Source organism: Hyphomicrobium sp. DY-1, assembly GCF_047497105.1.
Taxonomy (GTDB): domain Bacteria; phylum Pseudomonadota; class Alphaproteobacteria; order Rhizobiales; family Hyphomicrobiaceae; genus Hyphomicrobium_B.
Genome location: NZ_CP134870.1, coordinates 3,366,901 through 3,390,065, shown reverse-complemented (window position 1 = coordinate 3,390,065; position 23,165 = coordinate 3,366,901). Strand labels below are relative to the sequence as shown.

General features: G+C 58.8%; 20 protein-coding genes and 1 tRNA gene. 4 read left to right on the top strand and 17 right to left on the bottom strand.

Annotated elements, in window-relative coordinates; genetic code table 11:
* Nucleotides 1-13 precede the first annotated feature (13 nt).
* Nucleotides 14-352 (bottom strand): hypothetical protein, encoded by a 339-nt coding sequence (locus tag RLW41_RS16360; RefSeq protein WP_414462149.1) that lies wholly within the window; start codon nucleotides 350-352, stop codon nucleotides 14-16.
* A gap of 113 nt (nucleotides 353-465) precedes the next feature.
* Nucleotides 466-846, bottom strand: coding sequence for a hypothetical protein (locus RLW41_RS16355; RefSeq protein ID WP_414462148.1), 381 nt, complete (start codon nucleotides 844-846; stop codon nucleotides 466-468).
* Here RLW41_RS16355 and RLW41_RS16350 point away from each other — a divergent pair.
* The gene (locus RLW41_RS16350; protein ID WP_414462147.1) at nucleotides 846-1,883 is read left to right on the top strand and encodes a patatin-like phospholipase family protein; all 1,038 of its coding nucleotides are present in this window, start codon (nucleotides 846-848) and stop codon (nucleotides 1,881-1,883) included. The two genes, RLW41_RS16355 and RLW41_RS16350, sit on opposite strands and share 1 nt — an antisense overlap.
* Before the next feature lie 3 nt (nucleotides 1,884-1,886).
* On the top strand, nucleotides 1,887-3,338 hold the full coding sequence (locus RLW41_RS16345; RefSeq protein ID WP_414462146.1) for a GntP family permease: 1,452 nt from the start codon (nucleotides 1,887-1,889) through the stop codon (nucleotides 3,336-3,338).
* On the opposite strand, the gene RLW41_RS16340 is transcribed toward RLW41_RS16345, so the two are convergent.
* The 3 genes from RLW41_RS16340 to RLW41_RS16330 all read right to left on the bottom strand — a co-directional run bounded on the left by RLW41_RS16340 (nucleotide 3,335) and on the right by RLW41_RS16330 (nucleotide 8,345).
* Nucleotides 3,335-6,388 (bottom strand): efflux RND transporter permease subunit, encoded by a 3,054-nt coding sequence (locus RLW41_RS16340; RefSeq protein WP_414462145.1) that lies wholly within the window; start codon nucleotides 6,386-6,388, stop codon nucleotides 3,335-3,337. The two genes, RLW41_RS16345 and RLW41_RS16340, sit on opposite strands and share 4 nt — an antisense overlap.
* Complete coding sequence (locus tag RLW41_RS16335) at nucleotides 6,385-7,479, bottom strand: efflux RND transporter periplasmic adaptor subunit (RefSeq protein WP_414462144.1); 1,095 nt, start codon at nucleotides 7,477-7,479, stop codon at nucleotides 6,385-6,387. Before RLW41_RS16335 ends, RLW41_RS16340 begins: the two co-directional genes overlap by 4 nt.
* A 779-nt stretch (nucleotides 7,480-8,258) precedes the next feature.
* Nucleotides 8,259-8,345, bottom strand: a tRNA-Leu gene (locus tag RLW41_RS16330).
* 250 nt (nucleotides 8,346-8,595) lie between these two features.
* Here RLW41_RS16330 and lipB point away from each other — a divergent pair.
* Complete coding sequence (gene lipB, locus RLW41_RS16325) at nucleotides 8,596-9,330, top strand: lipoyl(octanoyl) transferase LipB (RefSeq protein WP_414464600.1); 735 nt, start codon at nucleotides 8,596-8,598, stop codon at nucleotides 9,328-9,330.
* Nucleotides 9,331-9,411: 81 nt separating this feature from the next.
* On the opposite strand, the gene RLW41_RS16320 is transcribed toward lipB, so the two are convergent.
* On the bottom strand, nucleotides 9,412-9,783 hold the full coding sequence (locus tag RLW41_RS16320; RefSeq protein ID WP_414462143.1) for a hypothetical protein: 372 nt from the start codon (nucleotides 9,781-9,783) through the stop codon (nucleotides 9,412-9,414).
* Nucleotides 9,784-10,030: 247 nt separating this feature from the next.
* On the opposite strand from RLW41_RS16320, the gene RLW41_RS16315 reads away from it, so the two are divergent.
* On the top strand, nucleotides 10,031-10,879 hold the full coding sequence (locus RLW41_RS16315) for a LysR family transcriptional regulator (RefSeq protein ID WP_409562766.1): 849 nt from the start codon (nucleotides 10,031-10,033) through the stop codon (nucleotides 10,877-10,879).
* Nucleotides 10,880-10,931: 52 nt separating this feature from the next.
* On the opposite strand, the gene RLW41_RS16310 is transcribed toward RLW41_RS16315, so the two are convergent.
* The 11 genes from RLW41_RS16310 to rpoZ all read right to left on the bottom strand — a co-directional run bounded on the left by RLW41_RS16310 (nucleotide 10,932) and on the right by rpoZ (nucleotide 22,771).
* Nucleotides 10,932-12,950, bottom strand: coding sequence for an acetyl-CoA carboxylase biotin carboxylase subunit (locus RLW41_RS16310; RefSeq protein ID WP_414462142.1), 2,019 nt, complete (start codon nucleotides 12,948-12,950; stop codon nucleotides 10,932-10,934).
* A 205-nt stretch (nucleotides 12,951-13,155) separates the two neighbouring features.
* Nucleotides 13,156-14,169 (bottom strand): hypothetical protein, encoded by a 1,014-nt coding sequence (locus RLW41_RS16305; RefSeq protein ID WP_414462141.1) that lies wholly within the window; start codon nucleotides 14,167-14,169, stop codon nucleotides 13,156-13,158.
* 579 nt (nucleotides 14,170-14,748) lie between these two features.
* The gene (gene recO / locus RLW41_RS16300) at nucleotides 14,749-15,468 is read right to left on the bottom strand and encodes a DNA repair protein RecO (protein WP_414462140.1); all 720 of its coding nucleotides are present in this window, start codon (nucleotides 15,466-15,468) and stop codon (nucleotides 14,749-14,751) included.
* A 20-nt stretch (nucleotides 15,469-15,488) separates the two neighbouring features.
* Nucleotides 15,489-16,415 carry a GTPase Era gene (gene era, locus RLW41_RS16295; RefSeq protein WP_414462139.1) on the bottom strand — a complete coding sequence of 309 codons (927 nt, stop codon included), beginning with the start codon at nucleotides 16,413-16,415 and terminating at the stop codon, nucleotides 15,489-15,491.
* Nucleotides 16,408-17,115: a ribonuclease III gene (rnc, locus tag RLW41_RS16290; RefSeq protein ID WP_414462138.1), complete on the bottom strand. Its 708-nt coding sequence runs from the start codon at nucleotides 17,113-17,115 to the stop codon at nucleotides 16,408-16,410. The genes era and rnc overlap by 8 nt, the downstream gene beginning before the upstream one ends.
* Nucleotides 17,116-17,136: 21 nt before the next feature.
* Nucleotides 17,137-17,895: a signal peptidase I gene (gene lepB / locus RLW41_RS16285; protein WP_409562760.1), complete on the bottom strand. Its 759-nt coding sequence runs from the start codon at nucleotides 17,893-17,895 to the stop codon at nucleotides 17,137-17,139.
* Nucleotides 17,896-18,091: 196 nt separating this feature from the next.
* A complete protein-coding gene (gene acpS / locus RLW41_RS16280; protein ID WP_414462137.1) occupies nucleotides 18,092-18,508 on the bottom strand; it encodes a holo-ACP synthase in 417 nt (138 codons plus the stop codon).
* Nucleotides 18,505-19,287, bottom strand: coding sequence for a pyridoxine 5'-phosphate synthase (locus RLW41_RS16275; protein WP_024275576.1), 783 nt, complete (start codon nucleotides 19,285-19,287; stop codon nucleotides 18,505-18,507). Before RLW41_RS16275 ends, acpS begins: the two co-directional genes overlap by 4 nt.
* Nucleotides 19,288-19,388: 101 nt before the next feature.
* Nucleotides 19,389-19,940: a DUF2062 domain-containing protein gene (locus RLW41_RS16270; RefSeq protein WP_414462136.1), complete on the bottom strand. Its 552-nt coding sequence runs from the start codon at nucleotides 19,938-19,940 to the stop codon at nucleotides 19,389-19,391.
* A 52-nt stretch (nucleotides 19,941-19,992) separates the two neighbouring features.
* Nucleotides 19,993-22,215 (bottom strand): RelA/SpoT family protein, encoded by a 2,223-nt coding sequence (locus RLW41_RS16265; protein ID WP_409562757.1) that lies wholly within the window; start codon nucleotides 22,213-22,215, stop codon nucleotides 19,993-19,995.
* Between the two features lie 103 nt (nucleotides 22,216-22,318).
* Nucleotides 22,319-22,771 (bottom strand): DNA-directed RNA polymerase subunit omega, encoded by a 453-nt coding sequence (gene rpoZ, locus RLW41_RS16260; protein ID WP_013946810.1) that lies wholly within the window; start codon nucleotides 22,769-22,771, stop codon nucleotides 22,319-22,321.
* Nucleotides 22,772-23,165 lie beyond the last annotated feature (394 nt).

The following is a 23,165-nucleotide window of genomic DNA, read 5'->3' as shown; positions in this document are numbered from 1 at the left end:
GGATTACCCATTTCTATTTCTGATTTTGAGTACCGGCACCCTGGTCGGGCACACGTGTGCTCATATTCCCTGTCGCAGGCAGTTTGCCTTCATCGCCCATCGTGTGAGAGCCGGACGTTCCGCTGCTCGCTCCGGTTCCTGCGCCCATTTCTGGAACGCGGGTCGTTGCGGAGTTGGTCGCTGGAAGTTTTCCTTCATCGCCCATTCTGTGTCGCGTAGGATCGTTTGAAGGCTGCTGATCTTCGGAGAATGCAGGAAGAGGGGCGAGAGCGAGGACGAAAGCGGAAAAAGCCGCTGCCAAAATAACTTTCATCACATTGAACTCCTTGGTTACAGCCGTTTTTGCCCCCAAAGTGTCCCAGACCCGTATGCGGACTATAGCAAGAGTTCATGTCGAATGCACAAAATGGCAGGCGATTTTTTCGATAGCAATTTGAACGCGTCGATTGAAGATGAGACTTTCCTTCACAAATTCTGCGTCTTTTCCAGCGGCGCCAAGCCTTTGGCGACGCAAAATTTGGCGAAATAATCAATTAAATTGCGGTGTTCGATCCGCGAATGCGACGAGATGCAATCGGCCTCAAGAAGCACCCCACCATCCGTAGACTGAATGAAATTCTGAGGCAGGTCGCTCCTGCTTACTTGCGAAGCGATATCGCTTTCAAGAATCTCGCTCCATCCATTCCTGTCGATGACATGATCGTTGACCAGGAGGCTGCCTTCCGCACAAGCTTCAACGAAAGCTAGCAACTCATTCACGTTAACTGCCGAACGCCTCGGCTTCGGCACGAGAATTGTGGGACGAATTAAAACCGGTTCACCACTTACGACCATGGTGGGGTGCAATGCCGACCAGCAATGTTTTCGAACGTGATCCGGTGCTTGTAGATCTTGCGCTTCAGGGCGGCGGATCCCATGGCGCATTCACTTGGGGCGTTCTCGATCGCTTACTGGAAGAGCCCTGGCTCCGGATCGATGGCGTGTCGGGCACATCGGCTGGCGCAATGAACGCCGCCATTCTCGTCTATGGTCATCATAAAGGCGGCGCGCTCGGCGCACGTGAAGCACTTGCACAGTTTTGGCGGCGCGTGGCCGAGGCAGCGCGCTTCAGCCCATTTCAACGAGGACCGCTTGACGTTCTCCTCGGCCGCTGGACGCTCGATTCCTCGCCCATGTACATCGCCATGGATCTGATGTCGCGGCTTGTATCACCTTATGACGTTAATCCGCACGGCGCCAATCCGCTTCGCGACATCCTTGCCGAGGTCATCGATTTTGATGTGCTGGCAGAGGCGCCGATTCATCTTTTCGTCACCGCAACCAACGTGCGCACCGGCCGCGGCAAGGTTTTCAAGAATGCCGCTGTGACACCCGACGTTCTACTCGCCTCTGCCTGTCTGCCAACGTTGTTTCAAGCGATTGAAATAGATGGTGAAGCCTATTGGGACGGCGGCTACTCAGGCAACCCGACGCTCTCGACGTTGGTGCAAGAGTGCGAATCCGAGGACACGATCCTTGTCCCGATCAACCCTATCGAACGTCCTGGAGTGCCCCGCTCGGCCAGCGACATTCTTAACCGTTTGAACGAAATTTCATTCAATTCGGCGGCGCTCAAGGAGTTGAAGATGATGGCGCTCCTCCGCAAGGTTGCCGATCCTGGTGAAGGGGAGGGCCAGCGATGGGCGCGCATGCGGCTGCACGTTGTCCGCAATGACATCATGGCTGAGCTGGGTGCCTCTTCCAAACTCAACGCCGAATGGGCTTTCTTCGAATATCTTCGCGAGGAAGGACGCAAAGCGGCGCAAACCTTCCTTGAAGCCCATGTGCACGATCTCGGTCGTCGCTCGACGCTCAACCTCGACATCCTGCTCGAAGGAATTTGAAACATGGGGCTGCTTGGCATCCTGATCGCGCTAGGGCTACTGATCTACCTCGCCTATCGCGGCTGGAGCATCTTGCTGCTTGCCCCCGCTGCCGCAATCATTGCTGCCGGCCTTTCCGGAGAACCGCTGTTGGCGCACTGGACGCAGACCTTTATGCGCAGCGCAGCACAGTTCGTAATGCAGTTCTTTCCAATTTTTCTTCTCGGCGCCTTATTCGGAAAATTGATGGAAGATAGCGGTTCGGTATCCGCAATTGCGGACTTTATGACGGAACGATTGGGTGCCAAACGGGCCATCCTCGCCGTCGTTCTGGCGGGCGCGCTCGTCACCTACGGCGGCGTCAGCCTGTTCGTTGCTTTCTTCGTGCTCGCGCCGATGGCGCACGCTCTTTTTCGCGCCGCCGCCATCCCGAAGCGGCTCATGCCCGCCGCGATCGCGCTCGGAACGTCCACGTTCACCATGTCGATGCTGCCCGGAACGCCCGCCATCCAGAACGCCATTCCTATGCCGTTCTTTGGCACAACGCCGTTCGCTGCGCCTGGACTTGGAATCCTCGCCTCGGCGATCACGCTCGGCTTCGGCTTATGGTGGCTCGCTTTGGTCGAAGCCCGCGCGCGCAAGAACGGCGAAGATTATGAAGGTAATGCGGTGGCGGCAACGGTAGCAGCAAACGACGAGAAGATCCGCGAACGCGCTACGACTTCGGGCACTTTCGATCCCGTCGAGGTCGAGCACGGCGCGCAAAGCGCCGATGCGCCGCCGATTACCATCGCGGTCTTACCGTTGGCCATCGTCGTCGGCGTCAATCTTCTGATGTCGACGCTTGTGCTGCCGCGCCTCGACACCTCCTATCTCGCCGAACCCGGGTGGGGGTCGACCTCGTTATCCGCAGTAGGTGGCATTTGGGCCGTCGTTACCGCACTCACCGTCGCCATCGCGGTTCTCATAGCCCTGAATCTGAAACGTTTGCCGAAGCTGCGCGAAACCATGGACGCCGGCGCGAATGCCTCAGCGCTGCCCGTACTCAGCGTCGCCAGTTTGGTCGGCTTTGGCGCCGTTGTTGCGGCGCTGCCTGCTTTCGCGGTGGTGCGCGACTGGGTGCTCGGGATCGAAGGCGGCCCCCTCGTCTCGCTTGCTGTAGCGACCAACGTCCTGGCCTCGCTGACCGGATCAGCATCGGGCGGCCTCACCATCGCGCTCGACGCCTTAGGGACGACATATCTCAAGATCGCTCATGAGCAAGGCATCAACCCGGACCTTCTGCATCGTGTCGCCGTCATCGGCGCCGGCACACTCGACAGCCTGCCCCACAACGGCGCAGTCGTCACGTTGCTCGCCGTTTGCGGATCGACGCATAAGGAAAGCTATCTGGATATCGTGATGGTAGCGATTGTCGGCGCGCTCATTGCGTTGGTGGCCGTGATTGTTCTCGGCACGGCGTTCGGATCTTTCTAGACCGCGGCCTCACGCTCGGGCTCTTTGATGCCGAACCAAGCAACGTAGAGCGCCGGCAAAACGATCAATGTGAGCATTGTCGCCACAAACAAACCGCCCATGATCGCAAAAGCCATTGGGCCCCAGAAAACGGTCGGCGCAATCGGTATGAAACCGAGAACCGTGGAAATCGCTGTCAACATGATGGGGCGGAAGCGGGAGACCGTCCCCAGCACGACCGCGTCCCAGGTGTCGCGCCCGCCCGCACGTTCCGTTTCGATTTGCTCGATCAGGATGACGGCATTGCGAGCGATCATGCCCATCAACGCCAAGATCCCGAGGATCGCGACAAAGCCGAGCGGCCTCCCCGACATGAGAAGCGCGGCGACGATGCCGATCAGCCCCATCGGGACAATGCACAAAACCAGAATCAGGCGACTGAAACTATATAGCTGCGCCATTAAGAACAACAGCATCAGGAACAGCATCAACGGCACCTTGGCAAAGACCGAGGCTTGCGAGTTCGCGCTTTCCTCTACAGTGCCGCCCACATCGACCCGATATCCCCTCGGAAGGGCCTCACTAAGTTTTTTGACGGCCGGAGCCAAAGCCGCAACGGCCGCTTCCGGTGTCGCGCTTGACGCCACATCCGCCTGAACTGTGAGCGTCGGCAGACGCTGTCGCCGCCAGATCAAGGGATATTCTTGCTCGAAATCAAAAGTAGCGACCTGTCCAAGCGGCACGGTTCTCCCGTTGGCGACCGGCAACTGCAATGCGCGCAATGTTGATAGCGACACCCGTTGCTCATCAATGGCTCGAGTGACGACGTTGACGAGATATATGTCGTCTCGCAGCTGGGTGATCGGCGTGCCGGTCGTGACCGTATTCAAGACTTCAGCCAAAGTCTGCGAGCTGAGACCCAGAAGCCGGGCTTGATCCTGATCGATCTGGATGCGCACCTTTCTCGCAGGCTCCATCCAATCGAAATTGATGTGCCGCACATTCGGGGCGTCTCCCATGATCTCGCCGAGTTGCAAAGCAGCCGTGCGAACCTTTTCGACGTCGGGACCGGTCACGCGATATTGAACCGGCCAGCCGACGGGCGGCCCCAGTTCCAGCGGCGAGACGCGAGCCAGCACACTCGGCAATTGTTCCGCGAGTTTCTTTTCGAGCATGGCCTGGAGACGCTCCCTCGCCGGCACATCTTTGGCGATGACGACAGCCTGAGAAAAGAAGTCGTTGGCCAATTGCACGTCGAGCGGCAGATAGAAGCGGACGGCTCCGCGCCCGATATAGAGGCTCCAACTCGCGACGTCCGGATCGCCTTTGAGGATCGCCTCCAGTTTCGTCGCAGCCTGCTCGCTGGCGAATATCGACGCGTTTTGCGGGAGTGCCAGATCGACGACAAGTTCCGGCCGGTCCGATGCCGGAAAGAACTGTCGAGGTACCAGCGGAAGCGCCAGCAGGGAGAGGACAAAGCATACCAGCGTCGCCCCGATCGTCAGCCAGCGTCTGCGCATAGCGCCGATGAGGACGTCGTGGAAAATGCGAAGAACCATGCTTTGCTTTTTGGAGGCATTCGGATCTGGCTTTTTCAAAAGCCAGACGCCAAGCAATGGCGCAAACAGAACCGCGACGAACCATGATACGATAAGCGCGATCGTCACGACCGCGAAGATCGAAAACGTATATTCTCCTGCCGCGCTTTGAGCGAAGCCGATCGGCACGAACCCCGCAGCCGTGACGAACGAGCCTGTCAGCATTGGAAATGCCAGCGACTTGTACGCAAACGTTGCAGACTGCTCTTTACTGTCCCCGGCAGCCAGACGGGAAGTCATGACGTCGACCGTCGTCATCGCATCGTCGACGAGAAGACCCAAAGCAATGATCAGAGCACCCAGCGAAATTCGTTGCAGATCAATGCTCAGCCATTCCATGATCGGAAAGACGATTGCCATGGTCAAGGGTATCGACAGCGCGACGACCGCGCCGGGTCGAAAGCCGAGGCTGATAATGCTGACCGCCATAATGATGGCGATGGCCTGCCACAGTGATTCCGTGAATTCGTTGATGGCCGTTTTCACCACCATCGGCTGATCGGAAACAAGCGTCGCATCGATCCCGATCGGCAGATCGGCCATGCTCTCTGCGACCGCCTTTTTCACGTTTGTTCCGAGGTTCAGAATATCGCCGCCATCGCGCATGGCGATCGCAAGCCCGATCGCAGGCTTGCCGTTGACGCGAAACATCGGCTGCGGCGGATCGGAATAGGCGCGCCGCACTTCCGCAATGTCGCGCAACCGGATCAGCCGCCCGTTGGCGTAGAAATTGACGTTCAGAATGTCCTTTTCCGACCGGAAAGACCCTGACACCCGTAAAATGAGCTTCTCGTTTCCGGTTTGAAGAACGCCCGCCGGACTGACCGAATTTTGTGCTTGCAGAGCCGCGATCAGAGCCGCCCTGTCGATCCCGAGCCCTGCGAGTTGCTGCGTTGAAAACTCGACATAGATCTGCTCGTCCTGCGCACCGAGGACGTCGATTTTCGAGACATCCGGAACCTGCAGCAAGCGCGAGCGGATATCTTCGACGTAATCGCGCAACTCGCGGTGACTGAACCCCTCGGCCGTGAAGCCGTAGATCAGTCCGAAAGTGTCGCCGAAATCATCATTGAATCCAGGCCCGACGACCCCCGCCGGCAACGTATGGCGAATATCACCAATGTTCTTTCTCACCTGATACCAGATGTCAGGAACGTCCGCGGGCTTCGTCGAGCCTTTCAGCGTAACGAAAATCGTCGTTACGCCGGGCTTTGTGTAGCTACGAAGAAAATCGAGGTCGCGCGTCTCTTGAAGCTTGCGTTCGAGACGTTCGGTAATCTGTTGTAGCGTGTCCTCCATCGTGGCGCCGGGCCATGACGCCTGTACGATCATCGTCCTGAAAGTAAAAGGCGGGTCCTCGGCCCGCCCCAACCGGAGATACGACGAAAGGCCCGCGAACGTCACCGCAATCATGATGAATACGGTGAAGGAGCGATGCTTCAGTGCCCATTCGGACAGGTTGAGTCCACTCACGAAGATGCTCCGAGCAGCCTGACCTTTTGGTCGGGGTGCAACGCCTGAACACCCGCCGTCACCACGATGTCACCCGCACTCAGTCCATTCGATACGACCACTGTTGCAGGATCGAAGCGCTGAACCTCGATATTCCGCAGCGATACAGTAAATTTCGCAGGATCGACGATCCAGACCGCAGGCTGGCCATTGCTGCGGGTCAGCGCACTCGCCGGTATCGTCATACCGGGAGAAGCCTTCTGGCGCATGCTCCCCGTGACGGTTGCACCGAGGCGCATCGTGGCCGGAGGATCGACGAGACTGACTCTGACCCGAAACGTGCGCGTCACCGGATCGGCCTGCGGATCGACTTGCCGCACCCATCCTTTCACTTTCACAGACGGGTTGTCCGTCAACCCCACCGTAATCTCGGGATCGGGCGGCGCAGAGTGAATGACTTGCGCCGGAACATCGAAAACAGCGTCCCGACCCTCGATGCGCGCAACTTGAAAGACCGCTTGGCCGGGCTGTACGACCTCACCCGCTTCGGCAGACCGCGAGGTAATAGTCCCCGTGACATTCGCCTTGAGTTGAGTGAAGCTGACGCGATCCTGGGCGATTTCCAACTGCGCCTGGGCGTCGTCCTCTCGCGACTGTGCGGTGCGTAAATTCTGCTGCGCCTGATCGAATAGCACCCGCGTGGTATGCCCGCGGGTTAAAAGCTGAGTCTGACGATCATAATTGTTCCGCGCCTCAACGAGTTGGCCCTCGGCCGCGGAAAGAGCGGCCCTCGCCGATCTAAGTGCGTTGAGTTCGTCCTGAGGATCGAGCTTTGCCAGGACCTGATCAGGCACGACATGGTCGCCCACGCCGGCCAACCTCTCGATAATCCTGCCGCCGATCCGAAAGGAAAGAGCAGCCTCGTTTTCGGCCTGAACCTGGCCGGTCAACGTAACAAGTTCACCCAGTTCACTCTTTTCAACGGTCACTGTTCGAACGGGGCGTGGCTGCTGATCTTCAACCTTCGCCTGTTCCCCACACCCGGTAACCAGAACAGCACACGCTGACAGACAGATCATCATGCCGAGCAAGCTGCGTCGTGCTGCATCCATGGCAATGACCCCGGGGATCTAAATGTTCGTCCCTCAGCGAAATCGATATAGTCGAAAAGCAAATGCGCGAATTAAATCGCCACGAAGAATTTCAGCATACATACTACTCAACGAAGTCAAAATTGAACAAATCGACGAAAAAGGGAGATGGCTAATGCAAAGGAAATGGCTTCTTGCAATTTCATTGTGCATTGCGATGACCGGGCTCATCGGCATTGCGACGCCACGGGCAAACGCTGGCGCGCTCGTTTCCAGCGTTCAGATTATCAAGCCCTCAAAATCGAGCATCGTTGAGAATGCGCGTTATCGGTGCTGGTGGCGCAACGGACGCAGACACTGCCGTTGGGTCGGCGGATGGCGCGGTCCCCGCCACTGCTGGTGGCGGAATGGTCGTCGCGTTTGCCGTTGGTAGGCACTGCGACGCCTCGCGTCTTTTCTCCACAAGAATGACGAATGCGCCGGGGCCGTTGCTCCGGCGTAGAGGACAGCAATAGCGCTTCGTCCTCATCTCGATGGTTGACGATCGAAAAATACGACGCAGAGTTTCAAATCGCCAAGGAGCGAAACTCGCCCTGACCAGCGCTCAAGCTCAAGGCCGCTCAGAAGCGGAAATAGTTGAACTTCATTGGCGCAGCTTCAGAGCGATCAAACTCGAACCGGAAATCGCCGCACCGGGGTGACGTGCCCGCTTCACGCAAACAAAAATGGTGTAGGTTCGAGGACTTCCTCGAACCGGAACCCGCGCGATGGGTTGGCGGGCAGCATCGCGCAAATAAAAATGGTGCGGTTGAGAGGACTCGAACCTCCACGCCGTTTCCAGCGCTACCACCTCAAGGTAGTGCGTCTACCAATTCCGCCACAACCGCAGTCCAGACCTGAAATCTGGGAAATCGCGAAAGGCATTGGCGCTGCCCAAATCCGCGAAGACGCCGACGTATCAGAGCCCCTGCCGGAACGCAAGCGGCAGATTGGCCTGAAAAGCACTGAAGGCGCAAATGTCGAGACTCATTATTATATATGCGGCATGGCGAACAGAATGCCGCAAGGTTGCTGGACCTACTTGAAAGCCTAGCGCGGCACGCACGACTTGACGGTCACAGGCGGGCAACGGTGAAGATGCTCACATCGAAACTTCCGAACGCCGGCACGCCTGCCCCAGTCGAGTGGGCCATCAGCGAAGGCTACGTCGATTACGATTTCGCGCTGGAGGTCATGCGCCGACGCACGAGCGAAATCCGCGATGGAACAGCTAGGGAGCTTGTTTGGCTTCTTGAGCATCCCCCGCTCTACACCGCCGGCACCAGCGCCAAAGATGAAGACCTGCTGAACCCGAATGCTTTGCCGGTGTTCCGCACCGCCCGAGGTGGCCAGTTCACGTATCACGGACCAGGCCAGCGCGTGGCTTACGTCATGCTCGACCTCGAAACGCGCGGTCGCGACATTCGCGATTTCATCACCCGCCTGGAATTGTGGCTGATCAACGCCCTCGCGGAATTCAACGTCACCGGCGAAATTCGGCGCGATCGAGTCGGGATCTGGGTTCGCCGATCGTCGAAAGGGGAACAGGTCGAGGACAAGATCGCCGCCATGGGTCTTCGCGTCAGCCGTTGGGTGTCGAGCCATGGCGTCGCCCTCAACGTCGACCCCGACCTCTCGCAGTTCGGCGGCATCGTCCCGTGCGGCATCCGCGATCACGGCGTGACGAGCCTCGCTGACTTGGGCCTTCCGGTCTCCATGTACGATGTGGACGTCGCGCTTCGAACCAGTTTTCAGAAAATCTTCGGACCGACGAAGGTCATCGATCTGCCTGTCATCTCAACCCAGCCCGGGACCGGCACAAACGTCGGCTGAACGTCCGGCAAACTAAAAAGGCGCCTGCATCCGAGGGGGATACAAGCGCCCGATTACCGTTGCCGCAACCTTATCTCTACGTCATTTTCCTTGCCGCTCGTCCGAGGCGCTGCCAACCGGCGGCGCGCCCCCATGTGCGGGTGAATCGTAGTAGAGAAGACCCCCTTCGACAGAAACGCTTTCCGAACCATCGAGTTCGTACTCGTCATTCGCATTGTCGTTGAGGCGGATGATACAGCTCTTCTGACAGACCCCGCCGACCACCTTACCTACTGGGAGAACTTCGTCCTTGATCGACGTGTCCTCGGTGATGGTGAGCTTGACCTCTCTGTCACCTCGGTTGGCAATCGTGGCTGCTGGAGCAGCCGAGGTCATAAGAAGAACTGCGATCGCGCCTGCCGCTATAACCAAAAGGTCGAAACGGCCGCTCCTGCGATCGCGGCAGAAAGTCATTACTTCTTCTTCTTCGCTGCCTTTTTGGCAGGGGCCTTCTTGGCGGCTTTCTTTGCAGCTTTAGCCATTTTCGATCGTCCTTCCGTTTGAACGTTGACAGACACAAGAATCTGTCGACCAGACTTCAAGTCAGGTCGTTTTCGACATTGATGAAATTCAAAGCGATGCACAAACGAAATTTGATGTTTGGTGATATCGGAAATTTCGATAGATGAGTTTCACACCTCATCGATGAGGATCTCAACGGATGGACGTCAATCTCGCGCGTACTTTCCTCGTTGTGGCCGAGACGGGAAGCTTCGTCGACACGGCTCGCAAGCTCAACATCACCCAATCGACGGTCTCCGCACGCATCAAAGGCCTCGAAGATTTGCTCGGCCGACCGCTCTTCACGCGTTCGAAATCAGGAGCAGAATTGACGGGAGCGGGCGAACTCTTCCAGAAACACGCCCTCGCCATGGTGCGCGTCTGGCAACAAGCGCAGCTCCAGGTTTCGCTCGCCGATCAGCATCCCGAACACATTTCTGTTGGTGCGCCGCTCAGTCTTTGGAGCGGTTTTCTGCTGAAATGGGCCGCCGGTCTGCGCGTTCAGATCCCGGGAATCGCCGTCTCGGCAACAGCTGGAGCTTCCCCAGTGTTGGGCCAGCGGCTGATCGAAGGCACGCTCGATCTTGCAATCATGTATCGCCCCTCCCCGCCTCCGGGCCTGACGATCGAACATTTGTTCGACGAAGAGTTCGTGCTCGTTTCCTCAGCCAAGCCCTCAGCCAGGCGTGGCGTGAACGATTATCTGCTCATCGATTGGGGGACGGATTTTGTTCAGGATCACGCCGCCGCGTTTCCCGAGCACGCCAATCCGGCGCTCAGTCTCGACCTTGGCCCGATGGGCCTCGACTATCTTCTGGCAAACGAATGCTCCGGCTATTTCCCCGCGCGTATGGTGCGGGGACTGATCAGCCGTGGGCGGGTGAGAGAGCCGAAGCGGGCGCGGAAATTCGTCTATCCGGTCTATATGGTCTATCCGGAGACGCGCAACGAAGAGGCTTACGAGCCAATTCTGCGAGGTCTGAGGCGGGCGGCGGCGAAGCTCGGCTGAGGCCGGTTCACAAACGTAACGGCTTATTTCAGCGCCGCCCGCGTCTTTGATCTTAAGCGAACTCGATGATCACTGCGTCGACGGCGAGGCTATCGCCGGGCTTGGCCGCGATCTTCTTGACCTTGCCGTCACGCTCGGCTCGCAAGATGTTTTCCATCTTCATGGCTTCGACGACCGCCAAGTTATCTCCGGCTTTGACGTCCTGCCCCTCGGTCACGTTCACTGCCTTGACCAGCCCCGGCATCGGGCAAAGCAGGAACTTCGACATGTCGGCCGGAACCTTCACAGGCATCAGCGCCGCAAGCTCAGCCTCCCGCTGCGTGTAAACATACGTCGGGGCCTGGATACCGCGATACGACAGCGTCATGCCATTCGGAATTGGACGGACCTGGACCGCAACGTCGGCTCCATCGACCGTTCCGATCCAAACCGGCTCGCCCGGCCACCATTCAGATGTGATCTCCATCGTCTTCGAGGGATGTCCGTCCTTGTCGAGGATTGACACGTAATAGGGTCCGGGAATGACGCCCAGCGCCTCCAACTCCACTGTCGCCGAGCCGATTTTAACGATTCGCCGCTTGGCAAAGCTCACGGCCTGCCCCGACATCTGATGGGTGATGTCCCGACGGCGCGCATTGCTCAGATGGTCGATGGCGCCGGCCACGGCGGCCAACGTGATGAGATCCTTCCCCTCGGGTTCGCGTGGGACGAAACCTTCGGGGAACTCTTCCTTGATGAAGCCGGTCGAAAGGTTGCCTTCCCGCCAGCGCGGATGCTGCATTACGGCCGAAACGAACGGCACGTTGTGTTGAATGCCGTCGATATAGAACGCGTCGAGCGCCGTCGACTGTGCGTCGATGGCTTCGAGACGGGTCGGCGCATGAGTGACGAGCTTGGCGATCATCGGATCGTAATACATCGAGATCTCGCCGCCTTCGAAGACGCCGGTATCGTTGCGCACCGTCACGCCGTCCTTCGTGCCTTCCTCTGGCGGGCGATACTTAACGAGACGGCCGATCGACGGCAGGAAGTTCCGGTACGGATCTTCGGCATAGACGCGGCTTTCGACCGACCATCCCGTCAGCTTGATGTCCGACTGCTTGAACGGCAGCTTCTCGCCCGCCGCTACGCGGATCATCTGTTCGACAAGGTCGATGCCGGTCACGAGTTCCGTCACCGGATGCTCGACCTGCAGACGCGTGTTCATTTCGAGGAAGTAGAACGAGCGGTCCTGTCCGGCAACGAATTCCACCGTGCCGGCGCTGTCGTAACCAACCGCCTTGGCCAACGCGACCGACTGCTCACCCATCGCCTTGCGGGTCTTCTCATCGAGCAGCGGCGACGGCGCTTCTTCCAGAACCTTCTGGTTGCGCCGCTGAATGGAGCATTCGCGCTCGCCGAGATAGACGACGTTGCCATGCTTGTCGCCCAACACCTGGATTTCGATGTGACGCGGATTTTCGATGAACTTTTCGACGAAGCAGCGGTCGTCGCCGAACGACGACTTGGCTTCCGAGCGGGCAAGCTCGAAGCCCTCGGCCGCTTCCCTGGCGTTATAGGCAATGCGCATGCCCTTGCCGCCGCCACCGGCCGACGCCTTGATCATGACCGGATAGCCGATCTCGTCGGCGATCTTGACGGCATGCTTGGCGTCGCTGATTTCACCCATGTAGCCCGGAACGGTCGAAACCTTCGCCGCAGCTGCCGCCTTCTTGCTCTCGATCTTGTCGCCCATGGCGGCAATCGCCTTGGGATTGGGACCAATGAAGACGATGCCGTTCTTCTGGAGCGCCAGCGGGAACGCCTCGCGCTCGGACAGGAAGCCATACCCCGGATGGACCGCCTCGGCGCCCGTCGCCTTGCAGGCCTCGATGATCTTATCCATAACCAGATAGGACTCAGCCGCCGGCGCTGCGCCGATGTAGACAGCCTCATCCGCCATCTCGACGTGGAGCGCATCCCGGTCGGCGTCGGAATAGACGGCAACGGTCTTGATGCCCATCTTGCGAGCCGTCTTGATCACGCGGCACGCGATTTCACCGCGGTTGGCAATCAGAATTTTCTTGAACATCAGCGCTTCCCGGTCCTTCCCGTGAATATTTTGGCTGCCTCAGCTTGTCGCAAGACAACACGCCGTTCTAGAGCGTGTGCAACGCCGCGTAAACACGCCGTTGGCACCCCGAATGCCAGGACCTGTGCGATCCGCTGCCGCATAGCAAAACCGCCGGCGAGAGGGCTCACCGGCGGTCCCGAAGTAACTATAGGGGACCGGGCTGTTAGGCGGCCTCCCCCAACCGGCAGACGGCTTCGGTAAAGGTCGGGTGGATCCGCGGACTTTCGTGATTAAGGTAGGAGACGAGCGCCCGCTCGCTCGGCGTCAGGCGACCGTCGCGGCCGAGGCGACCCACGAGCCACGACGGATCGGCTTCTGCGATCTTCTCGTTGGTAATGATCTCGATGCGCTGATGCTCCAGCCGCGCAAGCGCCCGCTCTTCGACGCTCTGGTCGTGATAGGAATCCTGCATCGACGACAGATTCGCATGCACCATCGACAGCAGCGAAAACAGAATCGACGTCTGCTCGTCGTCATCTTCGTCGAGCTTCGCCTCCTGCCGCAGCGCCTCCTCACGTGATGGGACCGCGTAACCGGATGCCGACATCATCACATTGGCGATGGCTTTGACGAAAAGGTCCGTCCAGACCGCATTCGGCGGCGAACACGCGACCGCTTCGTCGATATCGAACAGAATGTCGGCCTCGGCGCGCGTCACAGCCACATGCCCATCGCCGCCAAAGGCATAAAGAATGCGGCGAAGGAGATCGACTTCGCTCTCGCTGATCTTGCCCGCAGCCAGCGACTTGCCTCGACGCAGCGGGCCGCCACCGGTCAGCACCGCGTGCTTGACCTGTTCGAGTGCAAACTTGGAAAGGCTTGCAGGCGCCCAGCGGGCCTTTTCGAGCACGTTCAGAACAAGATCGAGTTCCGTCTTGGACCGGATCTTGCCGTCACGCGAAACCCTGCTTATCAGCCAATTCGCGTTGGCGGCCGTCAGATAGCCGCGCGGCTGTTCCTGAATGATGAGGTAATCGGCAATGGCCTCGACAAAAAAATCCGGCCAATCGGCATGCTGCACCGAGCATCCCTGCTGCAGCGAAAACAACAGATTTGCTTCATCCGACGAGACGACGCCGTCCTCATAGAAGACGCGCTTCAAAAGGAGAATGTCGTCAAACTCGATCGTTTGCCGCTCCAGAATGTCGTCAATCGGCAGCGACCTTAACCCACCCATCGAAAGCCCCCACGCCACGACCTATGCTCATGAAGCGTAAGCAACGATGTTTAATCGCGTCTTAAGCGGCGTCGGAAAATGGAAGGGAAATGCCTGCGATTTCTGCGGCGTGGGCTCCGCGCGCCGCATCAGGCTGTCATAAAACTATCGGGACCGCAGTTCGCACTGCGGTCCCGTTAATTCCCACCGTACTCCCGCATGCACAGTGAGAAAGACAATAACGCTTTTAATAGTTGTCTACGCATCAGCATGAACGGTTGCTGAAGAAAAGGGTTTTTCTCTCCTGAACGGCAGCAAGTCCGAAACTTTCCGAATCCTGGTGCAAGAGAGCCCGTTCGGAGGGGGGATCCGAACGGGCGGTCGCGAGCCGGGCGGGCGGTGTGGGTCGCACGCGAGGCCAGTTGCAGGGCACCCCGGGCTGACCAATGGAGAAAGAAGCCCGACGGTGCACTCATGGCTGGGGGTCAAAACGAAAGCTCTTCCATTTGCCCGCAGTCGATAAGAGGAACGACCACACTGCAGGCATTCCGTCGCTCCCACCGCGCAAATCCGCATTAAAAAACCGAAGGATTTCGAATTCTAGGCCGCGAGCTGCGCCACAAGCCGCATGCGCGACGCTGGCAATGTCTGTCCCTTCGGCAGCAACAGATGCTTTTCTATGAAATGCCCAGTCAGCGCAAAACCGCGATGGACGTCTTGCGCCGTTACCGGGCTTGATCGCTGCTTCGTCAAAAATTGCGGCAGCGCCAGCAGCTTGTCGCGATAAGGCTCACCCGCCGACGCCGAAACGGCGCGACCCGATTTCGGCGACACGTAAATCAACTGATCGTTCGCGCCCGTCGCCGCACACTGGCTAAGATCCAAACCGAAACCGAGTTCATCGAGCAGCGCCAGCTCCCACCTGACGAGCAGAGCCGGCCATACCGTCGGATCGTCCAGGAAGCCGAGAACGAACAGCGTGATCTCATAGAGATTGGGATGCGGATCGCGCTCGGGCAGCAGCGCTGTCAGCGTCGTGATAGATGATAGCGCCATCAGCGCTTGGCTGTCGTCCATCGTCTCCGCCGCAAAGGCGCGCCGCATCTCGACGCTCATCGAGCCGAGCTGATCGGCAAGCCGCGCCTTCCAAATGGCATCGACGTGATTGCCGGGTTGAAGAATGGGACGCAGCCGCCGCGAACGGCCGCCATGGACCAGCCCCATATGCCGTCCGTGGGCACGCGTCCAAAGATCGACGACCGCCGCCGTTTCGCCATGCGGCCTTACCGATAGAACAATGCCTTCATCCGTCCACTGCATCGGGCTTCATAGCAGGCTGCTCAGGATTTGGGAAAAGGCAGGCCCATTTCCCGGTAGCGCTCCGGATCGCTTTCCCAGTTCTCGCGCACCTTGACGAACAGGAACAAATGAATGCGATGCCCAGCCATTTCCTCGATTCCGTGCCGCGCTGCGCTCGAAATCTTCTTGATCGTCTCGCCGCCCTTGCCGAGCACAATCTTTTTCTGCCCATCGCGCTCGACGTAGATCGTCTGCTCGACGCGCGCCGAACCGTCCTTCAGCGTCTTCCAATCCGTCGTTTCAACGGTCGTCGTGTAGGGCAGTTCCTGATGCAGGAAGCGGTAGATACTCTCGCGCGTCATCTCGGCGGCCTGCGTCCGCATCGGCACGTCGGTCACATCGTCTTCCGAGTAATGCCAAGGCCCTTCCGGCACGAGGCCTGCGAGATACGTCAGCAGATCCTTAACGCCCTTCCCTTCGAGCGCAGAAATCATAAAGATCCGATCCGGCGACAAACGCTCGTCGAGCGTTTTTGCAAGCTCCAGCAGCTTCGGCTTGTCCTCGACCCGGTCGATCTTGTTCAACACGACGATCTTTGGCATCCGCACGGACTTGAGCCGCTCGACGATGCCTTCAACGTCCTCTCCGAGACTCGCCGCGGCGTCGAGCACCAGAAGCACCGCATCGGCGTCTTCGAGACCGCCCCACGCTGCGTCAACCATGGCACGGTCGAGCCGCCGCTTCGGGTTGAAGATGCCCGCCGTATCTATGAAGACGATCTGGCTGTCGCCTTCCATCGCGATGCCACGGATCGGGGCGCGCGTGGTTTGCACCTTGTGTGAGACGATGGCGACCTTCGCCCCCACCAATGCATTGACGAGGGTCGACTTGCCCGCGTTCGTCGGACCGATGATGGCAACAAAGCCGCACCGCCGACCGGCCTCTGTCGATACGTTGTTCTCAGACATCTCCGACACGCGCTCCCACGCCTTCGCGCGTCAGAAGCGCGCTGGCAGCCGCCTGCTCCGCAATTCGCTTAGACGCGCCCTCACCCTGCGCCGGAGCGCGCCCTGCAATCAAGACCTCAGCTGTGAAACGCGGCGCGTGATCCGGACCGTTGCGCGCCACCACGGTGTAACGCGGCAGCGCAAGCCCCTGCCCCTGCGCCCATTCCTGCAGAGCAGACTTGGCATCTACCGTCACTTCCGGCACCGGCTCGGATTGATCCTGCCAGAGCTTGGTGACGACGGCACGCGCCTTGTCAAAACCACCGTCAATAAAGACTGCGCCGAGCAGCGCCTCGGCCGCATCGGCCAAAATCGTTGTCTTGTTGCGACCACCGCTATCGGCCTCGCTCTCGGACAGAATGAGATGAACGCCGAGATCGATGCTGCGTGCGACCTTGGCGCAAGCCTCGCCGCGAACGAGCCGGTTGTAGCGACGGGCAAGCTCGCCTTCGTTCGCATCCGGATATTGCTTATTCAGGGCTTCCGCGATGGCAAGACCGAGTACCCGGTCACCGATGAATTCCAGGCGCTCGTTATCGGAGCGGGCGACCTTGCCGCCACGCACGCTGGCATGTGTAAGTGCGCGCTCAAGAAGGCCGGGGTCCTTGAATTTATACCCCAGCTTCGTTTCCAGTTCTTTGAACTTGCGTGGTCTCAACATGGCGCAAATGCCGCTTCGCGGTCACCGCACGAGAGTGAAGAACCTGTTCCAGCGAATGTCAAACGGCCAGTTCCAGGGTGCCCACCAATGCATTGCGTCCGGCCCGTCGACCTTCGCAGAGAAGAAAATGATCTCGGCGCGCCCAATGAAATTCTCATAGGGAACAAAGCCGACGGCGCTCCGGACGCGACTGTCCGTAGAGTTGTCGCGATTATCGCCCATCATGAAATAATGACCCGGCGGAACTTTATAGACCCCGGTATTGTCGTACGGGCCATCCGGATCGCTATCGAGGACCTTGTACTTCACCCCGTTGGGAAGCGTTTCCTGAAAGACTGAGATTGTCCGTTCCCGGCCATCTTCCCAAGTCGTGAAAGATCCGGCAGGCTCCTTGGGCACACCCTGCCCGTTGATGAAAACCTGCCCGTTCCGCATCTGGATTTCGTCGCCCGGCAGACCGATCACGCGTTTGATGTAGTCGGTCGAGTTATCACGCGGCAGCTTGAACACTGCGACGTCGCCGCGCTTCGGCTCAGCGCCCCAAATGCGACCTGAAAAGAGGTTCGGGCTGAAGGGGAACGAGAAGCGGCTGTATCCGTACGAAAGCTTCGAGACGAACAGATAGTCGCCGATCAGAAGCGTCTCTTTCATCGAGCCGGACGGAATGTTGAAGGGCTGATAAAAGAAAATCCGCACGAACATCGCAATAGCGAGTGCTTCGACGACGATGATGAGGGTTTCCGACCAGCTCGATCTCGACGTCTTCGTACCAACGCTCATTCAAAGAGCTCCCTTTGCGCCGCCGAGCGGCATTGGCCGGGGCTCGCTTCGTTTTAGCGGACCGCTATAGCGAGTTTGGTCTAACGCCGCAATGACGGGCGCTAATCTGACTAAAAGGTAAGGAAAACAGCGACTCGATGTCGTTTGGCATCAGCAAAATCGCCGTTGGAGAACCAATCTGCCGCAACCCAAAAGCTCAGCCTGGAAGATCGATACCTTCCGGCACAGCCGAAATGATGACGATCGCCTCCGCCATCGGATACTCGTCGGTGAGCGTAACGTCGATCCGGGCCTTGAAACCGGCCGGAATGAGATGGGCCAGACGGCGCGCCGCTCCGCCCGTCAGCGCCAGCGTCGGGCGTCCCGACGGAGCATTCACGACCCCGATATCTTTAAGGTAGACCCCGGCGCGAAACCCCGTGCCGAGCGCCTTGCTGGCCGCTTCCTTGGCCGCAAAGCGTTTGGCGAACGTACGCGCGGCATGTGCCCGCGAAAAAGCTTTGCGACGCTCTTCCGCCGTGAAGACCCGCTCAATGAAACGGTCGCCGAAACGCGCGAGCGTCTTCTCGACCCGACGAATGTTACAAAGATCGTTGCCGATGCCGATAATCATTTCGCGCGCCGTGCTTGGGGCGCTGTTGTCATCGCCTCTCGTGCCTCGTCCATCAGCACGCGCATTCGCCGGACTGCCATCGACAGGCCGCCAAAGATGGCTTCCCCGATCAGGAAGTGACCGATATTGAGCTCGACGATCTCAGGCAGCGCCGCAATCGGCTTGACGGTGTTGTAGGTCAGTCCGTGTCCGGCATGCACTTCAAGACCGGCTGCAGAAGCCGCAGCGGCGGCTTTCCGGTGACGCTCCAATTCGCGCGCCATACCGGTCGCATCGTGATCGAGCGCCAGATGGCAATATCGGCCGGTGTGCAACTCAACGATATCGGCACCGACGCTCGCCGCGGACTCGATCGTCTTCAAGTCGGGCTCAATAAACAGGGAGACCCGGATACCTGCATCCTTGAGCTTGGCGATAAACGGCTTCAGCGTCTTCGCCGCTCCGACGACATCCAATCCACCCTCGGTCGTGCGCTCTTCGCGCCGCTCAGGCACGAGACAGCACGCGTTCGGCACGTGCCGCAACGCAATCTGCTGCATTTCTTTCGTCGCGGCCATTTCGAGATTGAGCGGTCGCGTCAGCTCGTTCTTGAGCCGCGTGATATCGGAATCGGAGATATGGCGGCGGTCTTCCCGCAAATGCGCAGTGATACCGTCGGCACCACCTTCGATCGCCAGATGAGCGGCGCGCAAGGGATCAGGATGGATGCCGCCACGTGCATTCCTGAGCGTCGCGACGTGATCGATATTGACGCCCAGGCGCAGGGCGCGGACCGGCATCATAGCTTTATTGGTGTCAGAGGCTTTGCGTGTCGTTGCCACGGGCTGTGCCACCGATTGTTGGGAATTGGCCTAGGACCGGAAGAAGAGCTGCGATCCACCTAACTGACGCTGCGATGACGCTGAAAAACGCGGACCGCGCGACGCGTAGGGTAATAGCTGAAGATAGCTGCAATCAAGCCGACGAGAAGTCCCCCGACTACCATCGGCTCCGCGATCGGCAAGAGATTATCGATGGCGGCGTCAAACGTCTGCAGCGAAGGCGTCATCAAGGTGGCGCCGAGCACGTTGGCCGTTTCACCCAGATGGTTGGCGGCATAGGTCGGATCTTGTCCCAGAAGCAGAGCGCCTGAGACATACGAGGCGGTCCAGATTGCCGGCCAGCTTAGCGGATTGCCGACGAACGTCCCAAGGAGTGCCGCCGGCATGCTGACGCGCAGCACCAACGCCAGAGCGCAGGCAAGAATCGTTTGGACGCCAAGGAACGGCGTGCATGCTGTGAATACGCCGATGGCAAATCCCAGCGCCACTTCATGTGGCGTTGCGCGCAGTCGAAGAACCTGTCGCCAGAAATAACGCAGACGCGACCAGAGCCGCGTGGAATTCCACCACGACGTTGCGCGGTCCACCAATGCCAGTTGCTTTGCGTTCAAACGATTATGTTCCTAGGCGCCATTATGCGACCCATTCCGTGCGCACATTAGCTCACTCGAAAAGCCGTTCCACCTTTGCGACGGATGACTTCGCTCTGAGCCCGGCAATGATGTGGTTTAAATGCACCAAATCAAAAACCTCAAGCTCGATGTGCATCACCGTAAAGTCTGCCGCGCGGCGAGCCATTTTGATATTGTCGATATTGCCGCCCGTCTCGCCGATTACCTTGGCAATCTCGGCAAGCGACCCGGGAGCATTAACCGCTGTAACGCTGATTCGCGCGGGAAAACGTTGCGGCCGATCAGGATCGACGTCCCATGTGACATCAATCCAGTGCTCTTCCTCGTATTCCTTAAGACGAGGCGAATGGATCTGAAAAACGCGAATCCCCTCGCCTGGCGCCATCACACCGACAATCCGGTCACCGGGCACCGCGCCGCCCGGCTCGAATGCGACCGGCAGCTCCTGGCTCGGCCCTCCGATCGAAATAGCCGTCATGCTGTCGATTTCTGTCGTTCGGAACTTGAGGCTGTTTACCTTGTCGATATTGAACCAGCCGTCCTGCTCACGGGCGCGTCCAAACCGCCGCGTTGGTTTATAGCCATCGCCGAGGGTCTGGCCTTGCGGGAGCACGGCCGAAAGAACATCGGGCAATTGCACATCGTTGCGCCCGACGGCAGCAAGCAGTTCGTCTGCAGTCTTGAAGCCGATTTTCGGAGCGGCCGCCCTGACTTTCTCATCCGAATAATCGACCTCGACACCGGCCAGCGTCGATTGCACGAGCTGCCGCCCGAGTTCGACGAAACGCTTGCGCTCCGCTTCACGCGCCGCTCGCCTTATCGCAGCCCGCGCCCGTCCGGTGACGGCAAACGCTTCCCACGCCGCAGGGCGAACATGCCCCTTCTGAGTCTCGATCACGACTTCGTCGCCGTTGCGCAGGTGCGTATCAATCGGAACATGCCGCCCGTTGATATAGGCGGCGACCGCTTCATTACCGATATCCGTGTGAACGGCATAAGCGAAGTCGAGCGGCGTCGCCCCACGCGGTAGAGCAATGAGACGCCCCTTCGGCGTGAAGCAAAAGACCTGATCGTGAAACAACTCGAGCTTGGTATGCTCAAGAAACTCTTCCGGATTTGCCGCTTCGAGAAGCGACGTAATCATCGTCCGCAGCCGTCCATACGGGCTGTCGTCGACTTCTTCGCCCTCACCGACGGCATGCCCATTCATGTGGCCACTCTGCTGAGCCTTGTAGAGCGCATGAGCCGCAATGCCGTATTCGGCGATATGCTGCATCTCGCGCGTCCGGATCTGCAGTTCCACGCGCTGGTGCCGCGGTCCGTAAACCGTGGTGTGAATGGACTGATAGTTGTTTCGCTTCGGAGCTGAAATGTAGTCCTTGAAACGTCCAGGCACCGTGCTCCAAGTCGTATGCACTATGCCAAGCACGCGGTAGCAGTCCTCGATCGTGTCGACCATCACGCGGAATGCGTATATGTCGGAAAGCTGTTCGAGGCTGATCTGCTTGTGCTCCATCTTGCTCCAGATGGAATACGGCTTCTTCTCGCGTCCGAACGTGTCCGCCTTGATCCCGGCATCCGCGCATTTTCGTGCGATGGCCTGCCGAATTTCTTCGACAAGACCCTCGTTTCGCTCGCGCATATCTGCGAGCCGCTCCGTCAGCGCTTCGTACGCTTCCGGATGCAGCCAGCGAAAAGCATGATCTTCCAGTTCTTCGCGAAGCGCCTGCATGCCCATCATGCCGGCCAGAGGCGCATAAATATCGAGCGTTTCTTCCGAGTTCCGCTTGCGGCTCTCTGGCTTCATGTGCTCCAGCGTCCGCATGTTGTGTAAGCGGTCGGCGAGCTTGACGAGCAGCACCCGGATGTCGCTGGAAATGGCGATCAGAAGTTTGCGGAAATTTTCCGCCTGCTCGGCTTTCTTGGAAACGAGGTCGAGCCGCTTGATCTTCGTCAGCCCGTCGACGAGACCGCCGATTTCCGGCCCGAACATCTGGTCGATCTCGGAGCGTGTCGCATCCGTATCCTCAATCACGTCATGCAGCAGCGCAGTCGCGATCGTAGCGTCGTCGAGCTTGAGATCGGTGAGAATGGCCGCGACTTCCAGCGGATGCGAGAAATATGGCGCACCCGACGCACGTTTCTGGTTGCCGTGCGCCTTCATCGCATAGACGTAGGCGCGATTGAGCAGAGCCTCGTCCGCACTAGGATCGTATTTGAGAACCCGCTCGACGAGTTCGTACTGCCGCATCATGACCCGCCGCACTCCTTCTGGGCGCAAGCGTAACCGAAGACGCAGGACGGATTAAAGTTGAATGACGCTAGCCTGTTGTCGCGAGCAGGCTTTCCTGGCCGGCTCAGCGGCCGCGGTCGCGCGGATCGCGATCCCGCTCGCGCGGCCCCGAACCCGAGCCGATGTTGGCCGACGGCTCGAGCGGCGTCATGCTTTCCAGGCCGCGGAGAAGCTGCTCTTCCGTCATGACGTCGACTTGTGTGTCGGACGAAAGGTCATCGCGACCGAGCATCGGCGCGCGGCGCTCCGGCGGGAGCAACGGTGCTGCGACCGCTTCCGGCTCGTCGACTTCGGTATTCTTCTGGATTGAAGAGATCAGCGTCTCGCGCATGTCGTCGGGAGAAAGCGTGCGCTCTGCAATCTCACGCAGGGCAATGACCGGGTTCTTGTCATCATCGGGTGCAATCGTAATCGCGCTTCCGTTCGTGATCGCGCGAGCCCGGTGAGCGGCGAGAAGCACCAGCTCAAATCGGTTAGGAATTTTGTCGACGCAATCTTCGACGGTGACGCGAGCCATGGGGCAAACCTTCCCTTGGTGAAATTCAGCCGCACTCTTTCGGGCGTTAATGGGCGCAAACAGCCGTTCGAGACAGCCTTCCGGCGCCACGCTGATGCCTCTGTGCCACGTCGAAAAGAATTAATCAAGCGCTGACGAAGAAAAAACCGCTGCCGAACGTTCTATAGGCACGTCAAATGAAATACGTGCTCTTTAATAGACTATTTGTCACAATTGTTGACTGCGGCGCACTTCTGTTAGTCCTAGCGACGATAGTATTCTACGCCGTAGAAACTTGTGGACTTCGAGCCTTCGGTCAAGTCCCGATGCTCCACAGTCAAGTCCCTGTAGCCTATAGCGAAGTAGAAAATCCCAACGTTATTTTTTAACATTGTTTAGTTGGGAATTTTACTCA